The sequence below is a fragment of the Gardnerella sp. C0026F2 genome (genome assembly GCF_056590715.1).
On the sequence record NZ_JBWPWR010000002.1, the window covers coordinates 501,527 to 525,598 of the forward strand.

Here is a 24,072-nt window from a genome sequence, read left to right on the forward strand (position 1 = left end):
TTCTAAATACTAAATTACGTACAGTAACAATATTTGCGAAACAATATACCCAACAGAAGCAGCAAAGAATGGAACAATAAGTTCTGCAAAAAGCAAGAACACTCCATCTTTTATGCGCTTTCTTTGAATAAGATCCACGCCTTCAAAAATTGCAGTAGAAAACGTGGAAAATCCACCCAAAAATCCCAAAATCATCAAATAAGCAAAACGTACTCCACATATTGCAGCTGCAACCATAAAAACATTAGACACAACACCTATAGCAAATGAAGCAACGCAATTGATAAATAGCGTTGCAACTGGAACTTCGCTTTTATGAGCAGCTGAAATTTTTTTAGTCATTGCGCATCTTAAAACAGCACCTAAACCGCCAAAAAAGCAAGGCAAAATAAACATAATAAAAACGTATAAAGAATTCATCACTTCATCACCTTAGTATTAGCTTCTGCAACAGATCGACTTTGCTTTTTGTTAATGCAATTCGCAATTCCTGTTCCAACCCAATTACCAACAAAAGCCATAAAAACGCCAAAAAGCAGCGAAAAAAGCATGCCCAAAACAACAAGCGTCATGCGTGGAGCCATAAAAGACATTGCACTTTCAAACGCGAAAGTAGACATAGTCGACAATCCGCCACAAAAGCCTGTTCCTAGCGCATATTTATACAAAGTTTGCTTTTCTTGCGTTAAAGCTTTAACAGATATTGCAGTAACAAGAGCAAAAATAAAGCATGCAATCATATTTGACAAAAAAGTTCCTAAAGTAAGCTGACCAAATATAAATGATTGTCCGTCTACTTGGTGAATCGTGTGCGCATAAGAAGAAATTACTGCGCGCACGAAAGCTCCACATGTACCACCAATAAAAACTAAAAAGTATAATCGACAATTATTTGTTTTATTTTTTCCGCTTGTTTTACTCATTTTCACTCTTTTTGAAATTACCGTCATAAACCAAAACGACACTCCCAATCGAGAAGTGCCGTTTTGATAAGTTGATCATAAAATGATAAACAATTTCAGTCAGTTAGTGAGTGAACACTAATGATATGATCACGCTGCGGACCAGTTCCAATAGCAGAAATACGGCAATGAGAAAGCTCTTCCAAACGCTTTACATAACTTTGCGTATTTTGAGGCAAATCTTCAAACTTATGAATTTGAGAAATATCCTCATTCCAGCCTGGAAGCATCTCGTATACTGGTTTCGCAGAAGCAAACAATGCTTGATCTACAGGCATTTCTTCCATACGCTGAACTGTTCCATCAGACAAAGTCACATCATAAGCTACGCAAACTGGGATTTCCTTCAAACCAGTCAAAACGTCAAGCTTAGTAAGAACAATATCCGTCAAACCATTTACGCGAGTTGCATAACGGCTTACTACAGAATCAAACCATCCACAACGACGAGGACGACCAGTTGTAACACCATATTCATGACCTTGCTCACGCAACCAGTCACCCTGCTCATCCAAAAGTTCAGTTGGGAATGGACCTTCACCAACACGAGTAATATAAGCTTTCGCTACTCCAATTACGCGCGTAATACGAGTAGGTCCAACACCAGTACCCGTGCAAGCGCCACCAGCAGTAGGGTTTGAAGAAGTTACAAATGGATAAGTGCCATGATCGACATCAAGCATTGTTGCTTGTCCACCTTCAAACAGCACAGTCTTGCCATTGTCCATTGCTTTATTCAATACTAATGAAGTATCAGCAACATATTTCTTCAAACGTTTGCCAAGCTCCACAAGTTGAGCAGTAACTGCATCAATATCAATAGGATGTTGATTATAAAGTTTTACAAGCATTTGATTCTTTTGATGCAAACTTGCTTCAACTTTGTCGCGCAAGTGATCAGCATTAAATAAATCATGCACTCGAATACCAACACGATTAATTTTATCCGCGTAAGTAGGTCCAATACCACGACCAGTCGTGCCGATCTTGTGTTTGCCAAGAAAACGCTCAGTTACTTTATCAATAACTCGATGATACGGAGTAATAACATGCGCAGCTTCACTCACAAGCAAGCGAGAGCAATCTACACCGCGAGATTCCAAAGCGTCAATTTCTTCAAGCAATACCTCTGGGTCAACAACAACACCATTACCAATTACAGGCGTAACATTAGGGCTGATAATTCCGCTTGGAAGTAAATGTAAAGCATAAGATTTATCGCCAACAACAACAGTATGTCCGGCATTATTACCGCCATTAAAACGTGCGACAATATCAACCTTTGAACCAATTAAATCTGTTGCCTTGCCTTTACCTTCGTCACCCCATTGAGCTCCAATAAGCACAATACCAGGCATGCCGCACCTCCATTTTTGAGCTAACGCTGCTCAAATAAGCACAATTCTTACCTGTTAAGACTATCTCTATGCCCCTACCGAATAAGAAAAAGAAATATATAAAATTAAAAAATTTTATTATTTCAGTGCTTTACCAGCAGAACCTAACTGCACACAAGCTTCTACTACACGCTGAGCCATAGCTTTTTCGGCTTCACGACCCCAAGATCGAGGATCGTATAACTTCTTTTCGCCAACTTCTCCGTCTATTTTAAGAACAGAATCATAATTGCTGAACATGTGACCAGCAATTGCACGAGTAAAAGCGTATTGAGTGTCGGTATCTATATTCATTTTAATTACGCCGTAACGCACAGCTTCAGCAATCTCTTGAGCAGTAGAACCAGATCCGCCATGAAATACAAGCAGGAACGGCTTTTTAGAAGCACCAAAGGTGCGAGTATCACAAATATTTTGATAGTTCTGATATACGGTTTTTTGAATTTCTTGCAATAATTTAGGATGCAATTTTACAACGCCAGGCTTATACGCTCCGTGAACGTTGCCAAAAGTAAACGCTGCCATATACCTACCGCGCTCACCCAAGCCAAGCTTATCTACAACGCGCAAAGCATCTTCAGGCGTAGAATATAATCTTTCGTCAATATCAGCACGATGCCCGTCTTCTTCTCCGCCAACAGCACCAATCTCAATTTCAAGAATTGTGCGAGATTTTTGTGAAGCATCAAGCAACTGTTCTGCAACGTCTAGATTATGTTGCAAAGGCACTGTTGAACCATCCCACATATGCGACTGGAATAACGGTTCTTCGCCTTTTTTGACTTGTTCTGCTTCATAAGAAATTAGTGGCTTAATCCAATCATCTAAATATTGCTCAGCACAATGATCTGTATGAAGCGCAATAGTAATATTAGGATATTGGGCTGCCACTTCGTGTGCAAACTTTGCAAATGCTATTGAACCAACAACACGATTATTGAGAGATTGACCTGAAAAATAAGCAGAACCACCGACAGAAACTTGAATAATGCCATCAGATTCAGCTTGAGCAAATCCCTGCAAAGCTGCATTAAGAGTTTGCGTACTAGTAACATTGATAGCAGGGTATGCGTAGCCACCTCGACTTGCAGCATCAAGCATATGCGCATAACGTTCAACAGTTGCAATAGTCATACTTGTATTATCCGCCTTTATTACTCAGATAGCCACGCATATGCACAAAAACATTACATACCGATATGCGAAAATCTATCTTCAAAATCTACAAACTGATTGTGATTTTATATTTCAACGCAATTAAAATAAAAGAAATATCTAATCTCAAGACTGCATTTGCTTATGACGTTTCTTAGCCTCAGTAACAACAAACTCGTGATATTTCAATGCAATCGAAGAATCCAACCCGGCATTTTCCGCAATATTTAGCAAACTTTCTATTTGCTGTTGCTCTCTTTTAGAATCCTCAGGAGCGAATCCAGCTTCGGCTTTCAACTCACCAATTCGTTTCGTAGTTTTAAACCGCTCAGCAAGCAGCGCAATTATTGCATTATCAAAATTATCAACAGATTGACGCAACACGATAATCTCTTCGGCAGCAACTTTGCAACATGTCGTAAGTGATGTATCGTGCGCGTCAACCGTTGTTTCAGAAAAATCACACATATTAAAAAGGCATTTAATCGAAATATGTTTGCAAAACCATAGTTGTTTCTGTACTGACAGGAACTATGCGATGAATGGTATTAATAAGTTCTTCTAATTTGCTTGGCGTAGCAACACGCACTACCAGCATAAAACTTGGACTACCAGTAATCGAATAGCAAGCTTCAATACCAGAAATATCACGCAATTTATTAGGTATTGTAGCTTCCTGACCAAAATCAAGCGGTGTAACAGATACAAATGCACTTACCGGTAAACCACGACGCTCATAATCAATTAATGCGCGATAACCGGTAATAACACCTTTACGCTCAAGCTTTTGCACTCGAGATTGAACTGCAGAAACAGACAAACCCGAAGCCTTCGCCAAACGAGTTAACGTCGCTCGACCATCATGTTCGAGAATATCAACAATGATTGCATCAGTTGAATCCATAGCTATACTAGCTTCAGCTTTATGAGGATTTCCAGCCATACGTCCTCCATTCTCCAGTCGACGCTGAATCGAGAATCCAAAACGAATCTATGTAGCGCCACATTGCAGTCACTTTCATGGTACAGTATTTTTTACAGAAAAAGAACAAATTTATTCAAAAAATGATAAAAAAATACAAATTATTACGTTAAAAATAATTTTTTCTTTTAACTTCAGCAGGAATAGTGTTGTACAATTCGCATAATAAGCGTATAAACGAAACCTATACATTTAAAAATTATTCTTATAAAACAAAGCAAAATTAAAATCGAAGCAAACAATCAAAAAGGAGCACAGCATGGCAAAAGTAGCAAAACATGCAATTTCAATACCTCGTTCAGGTATTAGAGATGTATTTGACCGTGTAGAACAAATACCAGACGCTATTTCACTATGCCTAGGAGAGCCAGGCGAAACTGCTTCCTCACACATTGTTGAAGCTGCATGTAACTCATTACGAGAAGGAAAAACAAAATATACAGACGTTTTAGGCATACCAGAATTTCGCAAGGCAGCTGCAAATTATACGAATAGAGTAAAAGGTCTAAACTACAACGCAGACACAGAAATTCAAGCCGTTGACGGCGCTACTATTGGATTATATTTAGCTATTAAATCAGTAATAGATCCTGGAGATGAGGTTATTATTCCATCTCCATACTTCACATCGTACGATGCAGAAGTTCTAATGTGCGAAGGAATTCCAGTAACTGTAGACCTTAAACCAGAACATGGAATGCATATTAATGCAGAAGAAATACGTAAAGCTATATCACCACGCACTAAAGCCATCATTATAAATTCTCCATGCAACCCAACCGGTGCTGTAACAACCGCAGAAGAACTCGAAGAAGTTGCAAAATTATGCCAAGAATTTGATCTTTGGGTAATTTCTGACGAAGTCTACCATCCATTCGTATTCGCAAGCAATCCAGAAACTGAACCTTGCGGAAATGCTGTAGCACCATCTATTGCAGCAGCTGAAGGTATGCACGAGCGAACTATTATTGTAGAAAGTTTATCGAAAACTTATGCAATGACAGGCTGGAGAATTGGATATATTCTTGCACCAAGCCAAGTTATTGAGCAAACAAGCAAAATTGCAGAAATGATGCATTCTTCTGTAAATTCTACAGCACAATATGGCGGAGTAGCTGCATTGACAGGTCCGCAAGATCACGTGCGCGAAATGAGAGAAGAGTATCGTGCAAAACGTCAGCTTGTTATAGACGGATTGGCAAATTGCAATGCATTACGTCTTATAGAGCCTCAAGGTGCATTCTACGTTTTTGTTGACGTTCGACCAACTGGTTTAAGTTCAGAAGAATTTAGCAAAAAACTTTTAGATGAAGAAAAAGTTGCTGTTGTGCCAGGAGAAGCCTTTGGCGCAGAAGGAAGCGGATTCGTGCGACTATCTTACGCTGGAAAAGCAGAAGAACTTAAAGAAGGCGTAGCTCGAATGAGCAAATTTGCACTTGTGCAACAAGCTTTACATGCTGCATAAGGTATTAGTTATTAATAAATATATAAATATAAATAAATATAAATAAAATTATTGCCCCTTGGTAGATAATCCAAAGGGCAATAATTTTAATTCCTTACGAAATAAAAACTACGCAACAGTCGTAGAAGGAGAATTATTCGTAGCAGTTCCAGTTTGTTGAGTTATAGCAGTTAAGAAATCACGATTTGAAGCAGTTTTCTTCAATCGAGGAATCAAAGTCTGATACGCTTGCTCTGCCTCAAGACCACCAAAGAGACGGCGCAAACGATAAATAACTGGCAAATCTGCAGCTGGAGTAATTAACTCCTCGCGACGAGTTCCAGAAGCATTAATATCTACAGCCGGGAAGAGACGCTTATCAGCCAAATCTCTACTCAAGCGCAATTCCATATTTCCAGTGCCCTTAAACTCTTCGAAGATTACTTCATCCATCTTAGAGCCGGTTTCAACCAATGCAGAAGAAATAATCGTCAAAGAGCCGCCGTCTTCAATATTTCGAGCAGCACCGAAGAACTTCTTTGGTGGGTACAACGCTTGAGCATCAACGCCACCGGAAAGAATACGACCAGAAGCAGGAGCTGCAATATTGTAAGCTCTAGCCAAACGAGTCATAGAATCAAGCAAAACCACAACATCCTGACCAAGTTCAACCAAACGCTTAGCGCGCTCAATAGCAAGCTCAGCAACAGTAGTATGATCCGTTGCTGGACGATCAAATGTAGAAGAAATCACTTCACCTTGCACAGTGCGTTCCATGTCGGTAACTTCTTCTGGACGCTCATCGACAAGCACAACCATAAGATGCACTTCAGGATTATTTGTAGTAATTGCATTCGCAATATTCTGAAGAGTAATGGTTTTACCAGCCTTTGGCGGCGACACAATCAAACCGCGCTGACCTTTACCAATTGGGGCAACTAAATCAATAACACGTCCCAACATGCGATTCGGAGTAGTTTCTTGCTTCAAACGCTCCTGCGGATATAACGGCGTCAACTTAGCAAATTGCGGTCGAGACTGAGCTTCTTCAACGCTCATTCCATTAATGCTATCGATTGTTTGCAAAGGAACAAACTTTTGACGCTGATTTCGACGATCGCCTTCGCGAGGAGCACGAATGGAGCCTTGAACTGCATCACCCTTGCGTAAGCCATATTTTTTAATTTGGCTCATTGAAACATAAACATCGTTAGGACCAGGCAAATAACCAGAAGTGCGAACGAATGCGTAAGATTCTAAGACATCAACAATTCCAGCTACTGGCACGAGCTCTTCCTGAGGCTCTTCACGACGAGGCTCGCGTAAATCATGCTCTTCGCGAGCATCGCGCGCATCACGTGCATCGCGATCAATACGAACGTTGCGATCGTTACGATCTTGGCGCTCTCCACGCTCAGCACGACGTTCATCGCGATCTTCACGTTCTACTCGATCCATGCGTTCTGAACGATTTTGTCTATCTGAATAATCCGAACGAGACTCATCGTAATCACGCGCACGACCACGCATACGGCGCTGGAAACGATCAGCACGATTTTGCTGTTCTTCTCTATCAAAGTCACGAGAAGCTACACGCTGACGACGCGGCTCACCATCTGCATGAGAATCTTCACCTGGCAATGTTGCCAAAATTTGATCCAACTCATGCGAATCCATGCCATCTTCTCTACGATCGCGATTATCATCACGATCTTCTGAGGAACGACGACGCTGGAATGTATTATTACGATTCGCATCGCGTCGATAATTTTTATTCCCAAAATCTTCTTCGTCTCTATAGCGACGATCTGAAGTAGTATTTGGAACCAAAACTTCTAACGCTTCTAAATCACTATTGTCTTTCGATGATTCAGCATCTTCTATATCTGTACTAGTATCTGCAGTTTTATTAGCATTCACAACATCACGAGGAACACGAACACTTACACCTGCAGGCGCTTCTCCCCCATTACGAGCAGCCGTCAGTGTAGCCACCAACTCAGGCTTACGCATTGTAGATGTTCCACGCAAACCCATTTGTTTCGCAAGATCTTTCAATTCTGAAAGCTTCATTTTTTCAAGATTCTGGCCTGTTGCCACAATTTTACCTTTCCTTAACTCACACGGAATAGAGCCCCGGCAAGTCTTTACATGGAAGATTACGGAAAAATCCGTCACGAACTCGTTGCTATTTCATAACAATTCATATGTACATAACAACGAACATTATGTATGCTACTACAGCTATACGACGCTGTACAACGCGACGCGCCATAGTATTTAGTATTTTTATTACAATTTTTATAAAGCTTTTAAAGCGATATTAGAATAAACAAAAAGCGCCAATAACATGGGCAATGCCCAGTATTATTGACGCTATATCGCTAAATTATTTGCGCTTTAAAATCAAACGCTCAAATTTATACGAGAATTAATTACTACTTCTTTTCGTGATACGACTTTTCAGTGTTAACAGACCACACGTTCTTCTTAGAAGTTTCTCCAGTTCGGATATCTTCTACAGCCTCAATAGCAGTTGCCATTGAATGATCTTGGTTATTATAACGATGCTGTCCATTACGACCAACGCAATACAAATTACCGAAGCCATCAAGATAATCAATCAATTCAGGCATCTGAGCGTATGTGTCAAAGTAAGCAGGATATGCCTTTGGAACTCGCTCGCGGTGAGAATCAAGAACGTCTTCTTCACCATTGATAACCTGCATACGAGTCAACTCGTCAATAGCCATCTTGCGAGCATCATCATCACTCATATTCCAGAAGTCGTCGCCTTCTTCGCAGAAGTACTCAAGACCGATCCAAACAGTATTATCAACATCCTTAACGAGATATGGGCTCCAGTTGTTGAAGATTTGCAAACGTCCGACTTTATATCCAGGATCCTGCACGTAAATCCAGCAATCAGGAACAATAGGAGGATTGCCAAGCGTTGGAATAGTGGTAGTATTACGCAGACGCACGCGCTTAACAAGCAAGCCTACAGTCACAAAATCGCGATAAGGCAAACCTTTGGCAACGCGTTGCATTTCTGCTGGAACTTCAGCCTTTTCGTCACCATTTGCACCCTGCTCAAGAGCAGCTACCAAATCCTTAATTGGCATAGAAGATATAAACTGGTCGGCGTGCAATTCTGAACGCTCTCCATTTGCATCTTCAACTACAACACTGGAAATCTTTCCGTCCGCTTGCTTAATAGCAACTACCTTTGCGTCTGTGCGCACAGTAGCACCGTTTTCGCGGCAACGACGCTCAACCGTTTCCCATAACTGACCAGGACCAAGCTTTGGATACCAGAATTCCTCAATTAATGAGGTTTCTACTTCCTTCTTCTTGCCTTTTTTCTTAGGGAAAAGCTTGGAAAAAGCGTTCTTCAATACTTCCACAATGCTCAAACCCTTAACGCGCTGAGCACCCCAATCGGCAGAAATCTGGCTTGGATGCCTACCCCAAAGCTTCTCTGTATAGCCCTCAAAGAACATGGAATAAAGCTTCTTGCCGAAACGATTAATGTAGAAGTTCTCGAGATTAGTTTCTGGCAACTTGTGAATCATAGACCACAAATAGCTGAAGCCAACCTTCATTGTCAAAATAAAGCCCATAGAGCGCAAGGTTGCTGCAGAAAGAGAAATTGGATAATCAAAGAAATGATGATTCCAGAAAATACGAGAAACGCGATGACGCTTCAACATCACTTCATCTTCAACTTCAGGATCAGGTCCACCTGCTTCCAAATCGTGATGACGACCAAGCTTTTTATCGTCATATGAAGGCGCACCCTGTAGAGGCAGCATTTCACGCCACCACTGCATAATACGGTCATCTTTTGAGAAGAAGCGATGACCGCCGATGTCCATACGATTGCCGTTATACTTCACAGTACGCGAAATACCGCCAAATTCACGCGTGGCTTCGAGCACTGTTACATCGTAGCGGCTAGATCCGCCATCCTTAACGAGTTCCCAGGCTGCCGTCAACCCTGCCGGACCACCACCAATAATTACCACAGATTCCTTTGGGGATTGTGTATCCGTCACTTGTCCTCCATCTTAATACGCCAAATTTTTACGAAAACACTTTGCGTGCTAGGTAAGCAATTTCTATATATCCTTATTGAGCATACGCGCATCACGCGATAGATTCAGGAATGTCAATGTCTGTTTTCTGTACTTCTTCAACATTTACATCTTTAAAAGTCACTATTCGTACATTTTTAACAAAACGCGAAGGGCGGTAAACATCCCATACCCAAGCGTCCGTAAGTTGAACATCAAAATAAACATCCTGACCCGCTGAACGCACATTAAAATCGACTTTATTAGCTAAATAAAATCGTCGCTCTGTTTCTACAACATAAGTAAAAAGCTTAATAACATCACGGTATTCTTTGTATAACGCAAGTTCTGCATCGGTTTCATAGTTGTCGAGATCTTCGGCGCTCATTACTTACCTTCCGTATTACGATTGCGTCCACGACCTATAATGCGCCACCAAGCTTTTTTTGATGAACTTCCTTCAGAGACGTTTGCATTGTACGGCCATGCTTCATCAAGATTATCACGATGCACAGGTATAGCCACAGAATGCTCATGCGCGCTCAAAGCTTCAACTACACCAGGATTTTCTTCAATAACGTGTAAACCAAACGCATCTAGCGAGCGAATTGCATCATATTCATCTACAAGAGTGTCCATTACAACAAAATCTTGATATTTTTGATTTTGAGCATCCCATAATGCGTCGCGCGCAGTGCCTGTTTTTACAAATCCAAGAGATTGATACACAGAAAGTGAGCGAGTATTAGTTGCCGGAACTCCCACCCAAATTCTATGCAACCCTAGACCAGTTGGCTCTGATGCAAAAGCATAAGTCATAACTCTAGGCATTGCGTCGCGCGAATAGCCTCTTCCTCGATAATTTTTGCCTAAAACAACTTGAATTCGAGCACTGCGAGACCATCCGTCAATATCTATAAGGAAAATCATGCCAATAATGTCGCCAGAAGTGTTATTTGAATCATCCAAAACATCAGGAACAATCGCCCACGCAATAGTGTGACGCAATTGAACATCGCCAGCAAAACGACAAGATTCAGAAGGATTTTCGCCAATAAGACTATCTTTAGTCCATTGCATTGAGCTTTCAACCCACGAATGAACCATAGAACGCTCTGAATTAGCATCCTTTCCAGTAATAACTGCAGCACCATCAAATGCGCACAAATCATCCATTCTTTGAAAATCATCGCACGTAGCTGGACGAAGGTGCGCCATCTCTCCACGAATTTGAGGAATTACTATAGATTTTGGTAACTCGCGAGAGTTAATAACACCATCATTGGTTTGTTGCATAGTCACCTACTTGTATTGTGCCTTTGAAAATTAAGCCCTTCGCATAATTCTCATGTCGCATAATATATGATAATCCAGAAGACGAAAAATGCCTCACAATGTTGATAAATAGTAAATTCTGCGCACCTGCTACACAAACAAATCTGATTTGAGCATGTAGCAAGTACGCAGCACTTACTTTGAATATTGATTACGCTTTTGCATTTATACATTGGCGTTATCAAATATTAAATTTTTCAGCTTTTACAGCACTTTTCAGCCTTTGATTTTTGCCATCACAATCTTAGTAACAGCCTTAGCATCAGCCTGACCTTTAGTTGCACGCATAACAGCGCCAATAATTGCACCCATCGGCTTCATATTTCCAGCCTTAAGCTTTTCTGCAACTTCAGGATCAGCAGCAAGAGCAGCGTCAACAGCAGCTTCCAAAGCGCCGTCGTCGTTCATAACCTTGAATCCGTGCTTCTTAACAACTTCATCAGGCTTACCCTCGCCAGCCAAAACGCATGCAACAGTTTGCTTAGCGAGCTTATCGTTAAGATTGCCGTCTGCAATTAGCTTTTCAACTTCAGCCACGTCTTGCGGAGTAATAGGCAATTCTTCCAAAGTCACGCCACGAGTGTTTGCTTCGCGAGCAAGCTCACCAAGCCACCACTTCTTAGCACCTGCAGCACTTGCGCCAGCCTTAACGGTTTCTTCAACCAAATCAAGAGCATCCGCGTTCAAAATATCGCGCATTTCAAGATCGCTAATACCCCATTCGCTTTGCAAACGGTTACGGCGCTCGCGAGGCATTTCCGGCATTTCTGACTTCATACGCTCAATATGCTCTTTAGTGATATGAAGCATAACCAAATCAGGATCTGGGAAGTAGCGATAATCGTCAGCATCCGACTTCACACGACCGCCAGCAGTAGTCTGAGTTGCCTCATCCCAGTGACGAGTTTCCTGCAAAATCTCGTTGCCTTCGCTCAAAATAGCAGCCTGACGACGAATCTCATATTGCAGCGTCTTTTCAATACCGCGGAATGTGTTCACATTCTTAGTTTCTGAACGCGTACCAAATGGATCGGTTGGCTTTCTGCGGAGCGAAACGTTCACGTCAGCACGCATATTGCCCTGCTCCATACGAGCGTGGGAGATGTTGAGAGCGCGAACAATATCGCGAATAGCACGCATATAAGCACCAGCAATTTCTGGAGCGCGGCTACCTGCACCTTCGATTGGCTTAGTTACAATCTCAATTAAAGGCACGCCTGCGCGATTGTAATCAACCAAAGAATGATTTGCGCCTTCAATACGACCGTCAGCACCACCAACGTGAGTATTCTTACCAGCGTCATCCTCAATGTGAGCACGCTCAATCGGCACGCGGAACACAGTGCCATCTTCAAGCTCGACATCCAAGTAACCGTTGCCATTAGTAGGCTTATCGTACTGGGAAATCTGGTAATCGCGAGGCATATCTGGGTACAAGTAGTTCTTACGAGCGAACTGGCTCCACTCAGCAATTTCGCAATGTAAAGCCAAACCGAGCTTAATTGCATAATCAACTGCAGTCTTGTTTACAACTGGCAAAGAGCCTGGCAAACCAAGGCTTACAGGAGTTAGCTGAGTATTTGGCTCACCGCCAAAAGATACTTCTGCTGGGCAGAACAGCTTCGTACGAGTGCAAAGCTCAACGTGAGTTTCCAAACCGAATACTGGATCGAATTGCTCAACAGCATCGGCATATTTCATAAGTTTTTCAGCCATTAGATATCCTTCTTACTTAAGCTTTACTTCACTTTACTTAGCCAATGAATCGAGCCAACCAGCTTTAAGCGACTTCCAAATTGGACCGCCCCACTGCTCTTCGAGCGCTGCTTCCAACGCTGCTGCAGGCTTGTACATCTTTTCATCATGGCATTGCGGAGCAATAATCTGAATGCCAACAGGCAAACCGTCGTCGCTTAAGCCAGCTGGGAGGCTCAAAGCAGGAACTCCAGCCATGTTTGCAGGAATTGTAGCAATATCGTTCATGTACATAGAAAGTGGATCATCCATCTTCTCGCCAAACTTAAATGCCGTTGTAGGGCTTGTTGGAGAAACAAGAACATCTACTTTCTTAAACGCTTCTTCGAAATCGCGAATAATAAGCGTACGAACTTTTTGCGCAGAACCATACCAAGCATCGTAGTAGCCAGCGGAAAGTGCGTAAGTGCCGAGAATAATACGACGCTTTACTTCGTCACCGAAACCAGCTTCACGAGTTGCAGCCATCATATTTGCAGCAGTCTGAGGCTTGTCTGCTGGTGGCATGACGCGCAAACCGTAGCGCATACCGTCGTAGCGAGCCAAATTAGAGCTAACTTCTGAAGGCATAATAATGTAGTAAGCAGCCAAAGAATAAGGGAAGTGAGGGCAAGAAACTTCCGTAACCTCTGCACCCATATCCTTAAGCAATTGCACAGCTTCATTAAAACGTGCTTCAACGCCTTGCTGGAATCCGTCGCCACTAAGCTCCTTAACTAAACCAACCTTCAAGCCCTTCAAATCACGGCGAGCGCCCTCACGAGCAGCTTGAGCCATTGGAGGAACAGGAGCTGGAATAGAAGTAGAATCGCGCCTATCGTTACCGCCGATAATTTCCTGCAAAAGCGCAGAATCAAGAACGGTACGAGAAACAGGTCCAATCTGGTCGAGAGAGCTTGCCATAGCGATTGCACCAAAACGGCTAACACCGCCATAAGTTGGCTTTGCGCCGACTGTACCAGTTAAAGCACCTGGCTGGCGAATAGAACCACCAGTATCTGTACCCAAAGCAATAGGAGCTTCGAATGCAGCAACAGCAGCTGCAGAGCCGCCGCCAGAACCGCCAGGAACACGCTCAGTATCCCAAGGATTGCAAGTAGTTTGATAAGCAGAATGTTCTGTAGAAGAACCTTGAGCAAACTCATCCAAATTAGTCTTGCCAAGAATTGGCATGCCAGCTGCCTTGAGCTTTTCAATAACAGTAGCATCGTAAGGTGGAACCCAGCCTTCGAGAATCTTAGATGCTGCAGTAGTAGGAATGCCCTTAGTGACAATCATGTCCTTAATTGCAATTGGCACACCAGCCAACTCAGGCAATCCTTCAGTCTCACCCTTAGCGTTCTTGGCATCAAAAGCATCTGCCTGCTCAAGAGCGATATCTGCAGAAACATGCAAGAATGCCTTAATTTCTGGCTCTGCAGACTCGATGACTGCCAAGTGAGCTTCAACAAGTTCGCGGCTAGAAACTTCTTTAGCTTTTACAGCTTTTGCCATATCTGCGGCAGAAAGTTTTACTAAATCTTGAGTATTAGTCATGTTTTATTCCTCCCCCAAAATTCGAGGCGCTACAAACATGCCAGACTCACTTTTAGGAGCACCAGAAAGAGCTTCTTCTTGAGTCAAAGGTGTAGCAGGCTCATCTGGACGCAAATAAGCTTCCAAAGGAACTGGATTTGCAGTAGGTGGCACATCTTCGCCAGCAACTTCCTGCACTTTATTAATAGATTCTGCAATGACGTTTAATTCGCCTTGCAAGCGACTGATTTCTTCGTCGCTTAAAGCAATCTGGGACAAAACTCCCAAATGCTCAATTTCTTCGCGTGTGAATGTAGGCATAACCTCAACTATATGTGTGATACGTGACCTTCGTTAGTAGAAAAAAGCAATGTGGATAAAAGCTTTATTAGAGTTATTTGTCGATTATTTTGTTTTATTGAGAAAGTGTTAGAAATTAATTTTTTAAGACTGCAGCAATTAAATACTCATGCGTAACACTAAATAATACTTGCACAAATATTTTGCATATATTTTCACAAAATTATCACGAATCAAAATACGTAAAATCCGCTCATTTTATCTGTCAACACGCCGAAACGACAAAACTGACGTAACCAAAAAGTGTTGGTATTTCAGCATTATTTAAACTTTTGTTTGAAACTTAAAAAATTATTTTAAACAATTATCGCATAAATAAAAAGTGTGTAATAATCATGTGATGTGAGAAGCTGAAGCTGATGCACTGAAGCACGCATATGCACTGAAGCACGTATTTGCAGCATCTCACTGAAAAAATAATTTGAAATAAAATCTAATAAAAATCGAAGGATACATATGAAGAGCACAAAGTTCTACCGTAATGCAGCAATGTTGTTGCTCGCGGGCGCGACTATTATTCCACAATGCTTAGCAGTTCCAGCAATGGCAGATTCTTCTGAAAAGCCTTCTGCACCAGCTGCATCTTGCGCAGCTAGCAAAGACTCGCTGAACAACTACTTGTGGGATTTGCATTACGATAAAACAAATATTCTCGCACGTCACGGCGAAACAATTAACAATAAATTCTCCAGCGACAGCTTCAACAAGAACGGCGAATTCGTTGTTGTTGAGCATCAGAAGAAGAACATCACCAATACAACATCAAACTTGTCGGTAACTTCGGCCAACAATGATCGCGTATATCCGGGTGCATTATTCCGCGCTGACCAGAATTTGATGGATAACATGCCAAGCTTGATTTCAGCAAATCGCGCTCCATTAACTTTGAGCATTGATTTGCCAGGCTTCCATGGCGGCGAGAGTGCTGTAACTGTGCAACATCCAACCAAGAGCTCCGTTACTTCAGCAGTTAACGGCTTAGTTTCTAAGTGGAATGCACAATATGCAGCAAGCCATCATGTGGCAGCTCGTATGCAGTATGATTCCGCAAGCGCACAGAGCATGAACCAGCTCAAAGCTAAGTTTGGTGCTGATTTTGCAAAGATTGGCGTACCGCTGAAGATTGATTTCGATGCAGTACACAAGGGTGAGAAGCAGACTCAAATTGTGAACTTCAAGCAAACTTACTACACAGTAAGCGTTGACGCTCCAGATAGCCCAGCAGATTTCTTTGCTCCATGCACTACGCCAGAAAGCTTGAAGAACCGCGGCGTAGACAACAATCGCCCACCAGTTTACGTGTCAAACGTAGCTTATGGACGCTCAATGTATGTAAAGTTCGATACCACCAGCAAGAGCACTGATTTCCAGGCTGCAGTAGAAGCAGCAATTAAGGGCGTAGAGATCAAGCCAAATACCGAGTTCCATCGCATTCTCCAGAATACTTCTGTTACTGCAGTGATTCTCGGCGGCAGCGCTGACGGTGCAGCAAAGGTTATTACCGGCAACATCGATACACTGAAGGCTTTGATTCAGGAAGGTGCAAATTTGAGCACCTCCAGCCCAGCTGTTCCAATCGCTTACACTACTTCCTTCGTAAAAGATAACGAAGTAGCAACTCTTCAGAGCAACAGCGATTATGTTGAAACCAAGGTTTCTTCTTACCGTGACGGTTATTTGACCTTGGATCACCGTGGAGCTTATGTAGCTCGCTACTACGTCTACTGGGATGAGTACGGCACTGATATCGACGGAACTCCATACGTACGTTCTCGCGCTTGGGAAGGAAACGGCAAGTATCGTACCGCTCACTTCAGCACAACGATTCAGTTCAAGGGCAATGTGCGCAACCTGCGCATTAAGTTGGAAGAAAAGACCGGCTTAGTATGGGAACCATGGCGCACAGTGTACAACCGCACCGATTTGCCGTTGGTTCGCCAGCGCACAATCAAGAACTGGGGTACAACCTTGTGGCCTCGCGTTGCTGAAACTGTAAAGAATGACTGAACTCATATTGCAATTGAGCATAAATAAATAAATAAATAAAAATGAAACAATTAAGGACTTTATCATGTAACTGGTTACAGGATAAAGTCCTTAATTTTTATATAAATATGATTTTTTTATTACATTTTTAGCAGTAAAATTTAGTTATGTTAGAAATAAGAAATATGACAAAAAGCTACGGAGAACAATTAGTAGTAAATAATGTTTCTTTTGTAGCAGAAGATGGTAAAGTTACAGGATTTGTTGGGCCTAACGGTTCAGGAAAATCAACTGCACTGTATTGTGCACTGGGACTAATGAAAACCAATAGAGGCAGAGCCTACTTCGATGGCATCCCTTATGAGGGTCTTCAATCTCCAATTGAAACAGTCGGTTCTGTGTTAGATATAAAGATTGAAGATTATAACAGAAGCGCTATTAATCATCTCAACGCTTTCGCAGCTGTTTATGGCATACCAAAAAGTCGTGTATTAGAAGTTCTGAATATTGCCGGAATCAGCTCCATAAAAAATATGGATATTAAATCAATGTCAGCCGGCATGCGCAAACGACTATCAGTTGCAACAGCGTTATTAGCAGATCCTCATAACCTTATTCTAGACGAGCCTTTCCATGGGTTAGATGCTGACGGCATTAGATGGATGAGAGATTTGTGTAAATATTATGCAAGACGCGGCGGAGCTGTATTGCTAAGTTCAAACACAATTAGTGAAATTGCTAACGTTGCAGACAACTTGGTTATTATTGCACATGGCAACATTTTGCAGCAAACTACTACTAAAGAATTTATTGAATCTTATTCGCAATACGCTTCAGTTAGAGTTATAACTCCAGAACCTGAAAAGCTTCTTGACATCATGCAGTCACAGTATAGAGAGTGCACTGTTACTAAAGTTGTTCACAAAAACGAAGATGTTCAAGCGGGCACGGCTTTTGTTATAAATAACGCAGATATTACATCTTTATCTCAAAGTTTTGCAAATAAACAATTGATTACTTACCAAATCAATAATGAACACATTCCTTTAGAGGACGCTTATTTAGCAATGACTGCTAAGCATGCAAGATTCGTATCCATGCCTACTAGCGCATATAAGAGCATGGAAAACGGCGCGACTGCTCAAACTCAATATATGCAGCAACAGCAGATGCAATATGTTCAGACGCAACCTGCGCAACCTGTACAACCTGCACAGCCTGCACAGCCTACAGCGCGACACAGTCAGCAATACAAGCAATCGCAATACGATCAACAACAATATGCACATCCGCAATTTGCGCAATCTCTAAAAGAACAGAAAACGCAATATATTCCACAATCGCAACAAAGCATTCAGGGAGAAGCACGATGAACGCATCAACTATGAATAGCCAAAATGCAGTAAATATGAACCAAATGCAAGCACAGATGCAATTTTCTGCATCTTTAAAAAGAAACACACGCTACCATTTAACTTTTGCTAATGTGCTTAAGTCTGAAACAATTAAATTGGCATACGCAAAGTTTACATGGTGGTGCACAGCACTGTTCATAATACTTCCAATTATTTCCGCATCCTTACTGTCATCTATTATTCACGCGCTTATTCCTGCAGGAATGAGTCCGTCTATACTATTAGCTCAAGGATATCAATCTGCGCAATCATGCGGCGGACTGTATAAATCAAATGGTTTCTGGCATTACCGTGACTGCAATGGAAAACAAAATTTTATTGACGCTGTAAAAAACGCCGCGTCATTCTTTTGCATTCCGCTCGCACTATCTGCACTTATAATCGTCATTGTTTTCGCAAGCAAAGCTGCAACTCAAGATCGCAAAAGAGGATCTATAAGAAGCTCTGTTATTGCAGTCCCACGAAGAAACCTACTTATATTTGCAAGATTAACTGTCGTAGTATTTTATGCATTCATTATGCAAATAATTTCTATGATTGTATTAAATATAGCTCTTTCATCTATGTTCTCTGATTTTTATATGCCATTTGACCCACAAAGAAAATGTCTATTTAGCGTATCAATTGAAATGATGATTCTTTCAGCAATATGCATGGTTTTGTCTGCAATTATGGGCTACGGAATAGCTTTAATATGCAAATCTGCAGCTGCTGGAACTTTATGGCTTGTACTATCGCAGATGGCTATTGCTTTAATAACTATTGTCGCATTAATAAGTACCATAATTAATGGCGTTACACATTTTTCTGCAATGTATTCATATGCCTTATACAGTTCATACGGCATGTCCAACCCTTTGATGTTGCTTATTTCAAATCCTGCAGTTACAGGTTCGTTGAATATTTTACAAATGTTGCCATCATATGCCGCAAGTAATTTCTTATTAGATGCGGAATTGCACTTAAGTAATTGGACTATTTTTATACCAAACTTCATGATTTCGCTTCTATACATGATTATTTGGGCAGCATTATTCTACGGAATCGGACATACCGTAGAAAGAATGAGAAATATTATGAAATGATATTAATGAGTTAGATAATACATTAAATTTAAAAACCTTAATTGCATAGACCCCATCCGGTTGCGAGTTCAACAAGAACCTAAAAAATCGGGTGGGGTTTAGTAATAATAATAATAGATTTATTTAAAATTACGCAGTAGGATTTAGTTATGTTAGAGATACAAAATATATCCAAGTACTATAAAAAACAGCAAGTACTAAATAATATTTCTTTTGTAGCAGAAGATGGCAAAGTCACAGGATTTGTTGGGCCTAACGGTTCTGGAAAATCAACCGCGCTATATTGCGCATTGGGACTCGTAAAATCCAATGAAGGTGAGGCATTATTCGACGGCGTCCCATACAAAAAGCTTAATTCCCCAATAGAAACAGTCGGCACTGTATTAGATTTAAAAGATAATTACAGAAATACTAGTGCTATAAAAAAGCTCACATTCGTTGCGAAATATTGTAAAATTCCAAAAACGCGCGTATCGGAAATTATGGATATTGCCGGAATCAGCTCTATACAAAATATGAAAATTAAAGAAATGTCAACCGGCATGCGCAAACGACTTGAGATTGCTGCAGCACTTCTCGCAGATCCTCATAATCTTATTCTCGATAATCCATTCTATGGCTTAGACGTTGAAGGAGTTAGATGGATGCGCGATATCTGCAAATACTATGCAGAACGCGGTGGTGCGGTACTTATCAGCACTAATAACATTAGTGAGCTTTCTCTTATTGCAGACGATCTTGTTATTATTGCGCATGGTAAAATTCTACAAAAAACAAGCGTGACAGATTTGCTTACTGCATATTCTCAGAACACTGTACGAGTTGTTACTCCTGAACCAGAAAAACTATTTGACATTATGCAATCGCAGCATAGTGAATGCTCTATTATGCAAGTTGAGCACAAAAACGAAGACGTGCAGGAAGGCGCAGCTTTCGTTATAAATAATGCAAATATTGCAGATTTGGCGCAATTCTTTAACGATAAACAATTACTTACATATCAGTTGAGTAAAGAATGTGTTTCACTTGAAGATGCGTATATGGCGACAATAGGAGACAACACAGCATACGTATCTAAATCTACATATGTTTATAACAATGAGCAAAAATACCAGAATCCTACAGGAATATATGTTCAAGAACAAATCCCTAATAATATCAACAATGAAACGACTCAGCTAAATTCACTACAACAATTAACGCAAGATGCGACAGTAGAGCCTCAATTGTTAACTGAGCCTGAACCGCAATTGATGTCTGAAAATGAGCCTGAGCCTCAACTAACGACTGAGCCTCAATTAACGACTGAGCCTGAGCCACAATTGACTCCTGAGCCTCAACTAACAACAGAGAATACAACTGTAGAGGCAGAAGTAGAGACAGCAGTAAAGGAAGAAGTAAAGGAAGAAGTAAAGGAAGAAATAAAGCCTCAGCTGGCGGAAGAACCTCAAGCAGTTGCAGAACCTCAAGCAGTTGAACCTAAGGCAACAATCGCGGTTGAAACGCATGTGACTACTGAGCCTGAGGAACAGGTATCCCCTGAGCTTGATACGCAGCCAATGGCAGAGCATGAAACAAAGGTAGCGCCTGAGCCTGCTGTGCAAGTAACACCTGAGCCTGAACCTGAGCCACAACCTGAGCCTGAGCCTGAGCCTGAGCCTGAGCCTGAACCTGAACCTGCACCTGAACCACAAGCCAAGCCTGAGCCTGAGCCACAACCTGCACCTGTGCTACACGCCAACGTAATAGAGGAAGCCTCTCAAACTGACTTGACAGCTCAAAAGGCACAACCTATTCAACCGCAGCAGGAGACTCCACAATACTTACAAAATCAGTATGCTCAGCAGCCGTACGCACAGCAGCCGTACACACAACAACCGTATGCTCAACAGCAACAACAAATCCAATACGGTCAGCAGTACGCTCAACAACAATATGAGCAACAACCGTACGCTCAGCAGCAGTACGCGCAACAAAATCAGTATGCGCAGCAAAATCAGTATGCTCAACAACCGTACGCTCAACAGCCGTACGCGCAACAACCGTACGCACAAAATCAGTACGCTCAGCAAAATCAGTATGCTCAACAACAATATGAGCAACAGCAACAACAAATCCAATACGGTCAGCAGTACGCTCAACAACCGTACGCACAACCACAATATTACAATCAGCAATACGGTCAGCAACCATACTATGAGCAGCAATACGCGCAACAACCTCAATATGCGCAACCACAGCAAGCTAAGCCTACAGCCGAGCTGCCATTGCCTGATACTTCATATATTGGTCCAGAGTATGCTCATCCTCAATTTGCTAAAAAGAAACAAGATGACCAGGATTCTCAAGAAAATGCACAATGAGTTTAGTGCCAGAATTAGTGCCACCTATTATTACTAGTTGCTTGGGCTATTGTGCTATTTGCAGCTGGGTGCTTTATTTCTAGCAAGAAAATTAGAAACTAGTATCGGCAAAAGTTGCAATAAATAAACCCCGCTCGTTTGCTCAGTAATGATTGCAATCGAACGGGGCTTATTTTTTATTTATACTTACTATGTTTAAATATCGCGATGCTTTTCAATAACGTAGCCAATTGCGTACATGATTACAGCCCAAGCAAGAACCACTAAACCGGACTGCCACCATGTAAAAACATATGCGTTTGGTGGAAGTTGCAGCCCAGAATTAGCGGAGGCTTCTAAGAATTGGCTTACAGCACTGCCTGGCAAAATCTGAATAAGTATTGAAGTCCACTTCGCAAAATTGCTTGCAAGCATAATAATGCTAACAATGGTCTGCAGAATCACCACGGCTCCAATAACGCACATAATTCCGCCAGCAGTTGACTTGCAAATCATGCCAAAACCGTAGGCCATTGCTGACACAACAACCATAATTGCAGGAGAGCCAAGGAACAGAGTAAGCGGCAATTTCCACACGTTGCTTCCCGATAATCCGGAAATGTTATCTCCCATAAAAGCTAATTCTGCAGCAGCTAGCGAAACTGTCATTGCAATAAGTTGGGCTACAAAAACGTAGATTGCAACCGCAACAAATTTAGCCGTAAAGAACATACCCCTTCGAGGTACAGCAGTAAGAGAAGCCTGAATCGAAGTTGTAGAATGCTCCGCGGTTACAGCAAGCACTGCAAAAATCGCCAAAACAATCAAAGATATAGAAGCAAAGCTAATAACTAAGCGGAAAATGCCTTCTTGAGATGCAATAAGATCACTTTTATCGCTCGGCCCAACGGTAATCGCAGCACTTGATTTGCTACCAGCTGCACCATTGTTATGAACGTCAACTTTAGACATTGCTTTCTGCACAAGCGCGATAATAAAACTAAAAATTACTGGCAAAACAATTGTTAATGCCATGCACCACCACGTAGACGCAAGTCCGCGCAGCTTAACAATTTCAGATTTAAGCGTGTGCATAAATGTAAGGCGTAAGTGCTGAGCGTTCATGCTGCGGCCTGTTTTGTAAGAATTGCTCGCCGGATATTCAACAGCTTGTTCAATTTGCCCACTCATTTTGCGCTCCTTCCATCTACATATTGCGTTCCAGTCGCAGCAGTAGTATTTGGCAATGCTTTTGTTACGTACTGCTCTTGACCGTGCGTAAGAGCCAAATATGCTTCCTCAAGCGAAGCATGCTCTTGATTCAGCTGATATACCAAAATCTGATTATCCGCAATTTCGCGCGCAATCTGGTTGAGCTCGCAACCTGTTATTCTGAGTAGCTCGCCTTCTTGAACGTCTTGAGGCGTGCGATTATCTGGCAAAATCTTGCATTCAGGATGATTCTGAACAAGCACAGACTTTAGCTTTTCACCTTCTGGCGTTACTAAACGTATAGCATGCTGAGAATGTGCGTCAACAAAATCTTGTACTGTTGTGCGCTCCAAAATTTCGCCATGCGCAATAATCACAAGGTTATCTGCAGTAAGCGCAACTTCGCTCATCAAGTGCGAACTAAGCAGAATTGCTCGACCTTGGCTTGCGTAATACTTGCACAATTCGCGAACCCACTTAACGCCTTCTGGATCCAAACCGTTAATTGGCTCGTCCAAAATAAGATTGTGCGGATCTGCTAAAAGTGCCGCCGCAATCGAAAGACGCTGGCTCATGCCGAGTGAGAAGGATCCCGCTTTGCGAGTTTTTACGCTAGTTAAACCAGTAATATCAATCACTTCGTCAACGCGCTTTTTTGATATTCCGTGAGTTAAAGCGAGCGAGTACAAGTGATTATATGCGGAACGACCTCTGTGGGCAGACTTTGCGTCAAGAACTGCGCCAACTTCCGTCATTGGGGATGCGATTTTTGCGTAAGGTTTTCCGTCAATAAGAGAAGTGCCACTATTGGCGTGAATAAGATTTAACGCGCAACGCATGGTGGTAGATTTACCAGCGCCATTAGGACCTAAAAAGCCCGTGACTTTACCGTCTTCGGCGACGAAAGAAACGTCGTTAAGCACTGTTTTTGCGCCGAAACGCTTTGTAATATGTTGAAATTCTAACATAAATTAACAATATCACAAATAAAAAAAAATACACATTAAATGTAAGCGTTTATGAGTACAGGCTGCTGCGTTTTAACTAATAC

The 24,072-nt window shown here is 41.8% G+C and carries 20 protein-coding genes; 5 read left to right on the plus strand and 15 right to left on the minus strand.

Translation table 11 applies throughout. The features are described 5' to 3' along the window. Positions 1–9: 9 nt before the first annotated feature. From AC1EK3_RS04720 to AC1EK3_RS04745, 6 genes are all read right to left on the minus strand, one after another. Positions 10–420: a fluoride efflux transporter FluC gene (locus AC1EK3_RS04720; RefSeq protein WP_480033202.1), complete on the minus strand. Its 411-nt coding sequence runs from the start codon at positions 418–420 to the stop codon at positions 10–12. Next, positions 420–923, minus strand: a complete 504-nt coding sequence (locus tag AC1EK3_RS04725) for a fluoride efflux transporter FluC (RefSeq protein ID WP_480033088.1) — start codon at positions 921–923, stop codon at positions 420–422. The genes AC1EK3_RS04720 and AC1EK3_RS04725 overlap by 1 nt, the downstream gene beginning before the upstream one ends. A gap of 95 nt (positions 924–1,018) precedes the next feature. Then, entirely contained in the window at positions 1,019–2,320 is a 1,302-nt protein-coding gene (locus AC1EK3_RS04730) for an adenylosuccinate synthase (protein WP_480033087.1), read from the minus strand. 117 nt (positions 2,321–2,437) lie between these two features. Further along, the gene (gene fbaA, locus AC1EK3_RS04735) at positions 2,438–3,493 is read right to left on the minus strand and encodes a class II fructose-bisphosphate aldolase (protein WP_119527269.1); all 1,056 of its coding nucleotides are present in this window, start codon (positions 3,491–3,493) and stop codon (positions 2,438–2,440) included. 147 nt (positions 3,494–3,640) lie between these two features. Then, positions 3,641–3,982: a chorismate mutase gene (locus AC1EK3_RS04740; RefSeq protein WP_415683193.1), complete on the minus strand. Its 342-nt coding sequence runs from the start codon at positions 3,980–3,982 to the stop codon at positions 3,641–3,643. 13 nt (positions 3,983–3,995) lie between these two features. Further along, positions 3,996–4,457: an Lrp/AsnC family transcriptional regulator gene (locus AC1EK3_RS04745; protein ID WP_119527272.1), complete on the minus strand. Its 462-nt coding sequence runs from the start codon at positions 4,455–4,457 to the stop codon at positions 3,996–3,998. Between the two features lie 298 nt (positions 4,458–4,755). On the opposite strand from AC1EK3_RS04745, the gene AC1EK3_RS04750 reads away from it, so the two are divergent. Continuing rightward, positions 4,756–5,961 (plus strand): pyridoxal phosphate-dependent aminotransferase, encoded by a 1,206-nt coding sequence (locus AC1EK3_RS04750; protein WP_480033086.1) that lies wholly within the window; start codon positions 4,756–4,758, stop codon positions 5,959–5,961. A gap of 108 nt (positions 5,962–6,069) precedes the next feature. Here the strand turns inward: AC1EK3_RS04750 and rho are convergent, their stop codons facing one another. The 7 genes from rho to gatC form a co-directional block, all read right to left on the minus strand. Further along, a complete protein-coding gene (rho, locus tag AC1EK3_RS04755) occupies positions 6,070–8,040 on the minus strand; it encodes a transcription termination factor Rho (RefSeq protein ID WP_480033085.1) in 1,971 nt (656 codons plus the stop codon). 338 nt (positions 8,041–8,378) lie between these two features. Next, the gene (locus tag AC1EK3_RS04760) at positions 8,379–9,998 is read right to left on the minus strand and encodes an NAD(P)/FAD-dependent oxidoreductase (protein ID WP_119527280.1); all 1,620 of its coding nucleotides are present in this window, start codon (positions 9,996–9,998) and stop codon (positions 8,379–8,381) included. 91 nt (positions 9,999–10,089) lie between these two features. Further along, entirely contained in the window at positions 10,090–10,404 is a 315-nt protein-coding gene (locus AC1EK3_RS04765; protein ID WP_004105898.1) for a DUF2469 domain-containing protein, read from the minus strand. Beyond that, positions 10,404–11,312: a GNAT family N-acetyltransferase gene (locus AC1EK3_RS04770; protein ID WP_421790374.1), complete on the minus strand. Its 909-nt coding sequence runs from the start codon at positions 11,310–11,312 to the stop codon at positions 10,404–10,406. Before AC1EK3_RS04770 ends, AC1EK3_RS04765 begins: the two co-directional genes overlap by 1 nt. Positions 11,313–11,567: 255 nt before the next feature. After that, complete coding sequence (gene gatB / locus AC1EK3_RS04775; protein ID WP_480033747.1) at positions 11,568–13,067, minus strand: Asp-tRNA(Asn)/Glu-tRNA(Gln) amidotransferase subunit GatB; 1,500 nt, start codon at positions 13,065–13,067, stop codon at positions 11,568–11,570. A 33-nt stretch (positions 13,068–13,100) separates the two neighbouring features. Then, positions 13,101–14,642, minus strand: coding sequence for an Asp-tRNA(Asn)/Glu-tRNA(Gln) amidotransferase subunit GatA (gatA, locus tag AC1EK3_RS04780; RefSeq protein WP_480033084.1), 1,542 nt, complete (start codon positions 14,640–14,642; stop codon positions 13,101–13,103). Positions 14,643–14,645: 3 nt separating this feature from the next. Next, positions 14,646–14,942, minus strand: coding sequence for an Asp-tRNA(Asn)/Glu-tRNA(Gln) amidotransferase subunit GatC (gene gatC / locus AC1EK3_RS04785; RefSeq protein ID WP_391496148.1), 297 nt, complete (start codon positions 14,940–14,942; stop codon positions 14,646–14,648). 495 nt (positions 14,943–15,437) lie between these two features. Here gatC and vly point away from each other — a divergent pair, with 495 nt between their 5' ends. The 4 genes from vly to AC1EK3_RS04805 all read left to right on the plus strand — a co-directional run bounded on the left by vly (position 15,438) and on the right by AC1EK3_RS04805 (position 21,830). Beyond that, entirely contained in the window at positions 15,438–16,988 is a 1,551-nt protein-coding gene (gene vly / locus AC1EK3_RS04790) for a cholesterol-dependent cytolysin vaginolysin (RefSeq protein ID WP_421790378.1), read from the plus strand. A 164-nt stretch (positions 16,989–17,152) separates the two neighbouring features. Beyond that, positions 17,153–18,340: an ATP-binding cassette domain-containing protein gene (locus AC1EK3_RS04795; RefSeq protein ID WP_415683187.1), complete on the plus strand. Its 1,188-nt coding sequence runs from the start codon at positions 17,153–17,155 to the stop codon at positions 18,338–18,340. Then, the gene (locus AC1EK3_RS04800; RefSeq protein WP_480033083.1) at positions 18,337–19,467 is read left to right on the plus strand and encodes a hypothetical protein; all 1,131 of its coding nucleotides are present in this window, start codon (positions 18,337–18,339) and stop codon (positions 19,465–19,467) included. The genes AC1EK3_RS04795 and AC1EK3_RS04800 overlap by 4 nt, the downstream gene beginning before the upstream one ends. A gap of 149 nt (positions 19,468–19,616) precedes the next feature. Next, positions 19,617–21,830 (plus strand): ATP-binding cassette domain-containing protein, encoded by a 2,214-nt coding sequence (locus tag AC1EK3_RS04805; RefSeq protein WP_480033082.1) that lies wholly within the window; start codon positions 19,617–19,619, stop codon positions 21,828–21,830. A gap of 195 nt (positions 21,831–22,025) precedes the next feature. Here AC1EK3_RS04805 and AC1EK3_RS04810 read toward each other — a convergent pair whose 3' ends face one another. Both AC1EK3_RS04810 and AC1EK3_RS04815 read right to left on the minus strand, forming a co-directional pair. Beyond that, the gene (locus tag AC1EK3_RS04810; protein WP_103013765.1) at positions 22,026–23,000 is read right to left on the minus strand and encodes an ABC-2 transporter permease; all 975 of its coding nucleotides are present in this window, start codon (positions 22,998–23,000) and stop codon (positions 22,026–22,028) included. Next, complete coding sequence (locus AC1EK3_RS04815; RefSeq protein WP_004136505.1) at positions 22,997–23,989, minus strand: ATP-binding cassette domain-containing protein; 993 nt, start codon at positions 23,987–23,989, stop codon at positions 22,997–22,999. Before AC1EK3_RS04815 ends, AC1EK3_RS04810 begins: the two co-directional genes overlap by 4 nt. Positions 23,990–24,072: the final 83 nt, after the last annotated feature.

Excerpts from the sequence above, each read along its gene's own strand:
- AC1EK3_RS04720 (WP_480033202.1), bottom strand. The coding sequence starts at position 420 with ATGAATTCTTTATACGTTTTTATTATGTTTATTTTGCCTTGCTTTTTT.
- AC1EK3_RS04725 (WP_480033088.1), bottom strand. The coding sequence starts at position 923 with ATGAGTAAAACAAGCGGAAAAAATAAAACAAATAATTGTCGATTATAC.
- AC1EK3_RS04730 (WP_480033087.1), bottom strand. The coding sequence starts at position 2,320 with ATGCCTGGTATTGTGCTTATTGGAGCTCAATGGGGTGACGAAGGTAAA.
- fbaA (WP_119527269.1), bottom strand. The coding sequence starts at position 3,493 with ATGACTATTGCAACTGTTGAACGTTATGCGCATATGCTTGATGCTGCA.
- AC1EK3_RS04740 (WP_415683193.1), bottom strand. The coding sequence starts at position 3,982 with ATGTGTGATTTTTCTGAAACAACGGTTGACGCGCACGATACATCACTT.
- AC1EK3_RS04745 (WP_119527272.1), bottom strand. The coding sequence starts at position 4,457 with ATGGCTGGAAATCCTCATAAAGCTGAAGCTAGTATAGCTATGGATTCA.
- AC1EK3_RS04750 (WP_480033086.1), top strand. The coding sequence starts at position 4,756 with ATGGCAAAAGTAGCAAAACATGCAATTTCAATACCTCGTTCAGGTATT.
- AC1EK3_RS04765 (WP_004105898.1), bottom strand. The coding sequence starts at position 10,404 with ATGAGCGCCGAAGATCTCGACAACTATGAAACCGATGCAGAACTTGCG.
- AC1EK3_RS04770 (WP_421790374.1), bottom strand. The coding sequence starts at position 11,312 with ATGCAACAAACCAATGATGGTGTTATTAACTCTCGCGAGTTACCAAAA.
- gatB (WP_480033747.1), bottom strand. The coding sequence starts at position 13,067 with ATGGCTGAAAAACTTATGAAATATGCCGATGCTGTTGAGCAATTCGAT.
- gatA (WP_480033084.1), bottom strand. The coding sequence starts at position 14,642 with ATGACTAATACTCAAGATTTAGTAAAACTTTCTGCCGCAGATATGGCA.
- gatC (WP_391496148.1), bottom strand. The coding sequence starts at position 14,942 with ATGCCTACATTCACACGCGAAGAAATTGAGCATTTGGGAGTTTTGTCC.
- vly (WP_421790378.1), top strand. The coding sequence starts at position 15,438 with ATGAAGAGCACAAAGTTCTACCGTAATGCAGCAATGTTGTTGCTCGCG.
- AC1EK3_RS04795 (WP_415683187.1), top strand. The coding sequence starts at position 17,153 with ATGACAAAAAGCTACGGAGAACAATTAGTAGTAAATAATGTTTCTTTT.
- AC1EK3_RS04800 (WP_480033083.1), top strand. The coding sequence starts at position 18,337 with ATGAACGCATCAACTATGAATAGCCAAAATGCAGTAAATATGAACCAA.
- AC1EK3_RS04805 (WP_480033082.1), top strand. The coding sequence starts at position 19,617 with ATGTTAGAGATACAAAATATATCCAAGTACTATAAAAAACAGCAAGTA.
- AC1EK3_RS04810 (WP_103013765.1), bottom strand. The coding sequence starts at position 23,000 with ATGAGTGGGCAAATTGAACAAGCTGTTGAATATCCGGCGAGCAATTCT.
- AC1EK3_RS04815 (WP_004136505.1), bottom strand. The coding sequence starts at position 23,989 with ATGTTAGAATTTCAACATATTACAAAGCGTTTCGGCGCAAAAACAGTG.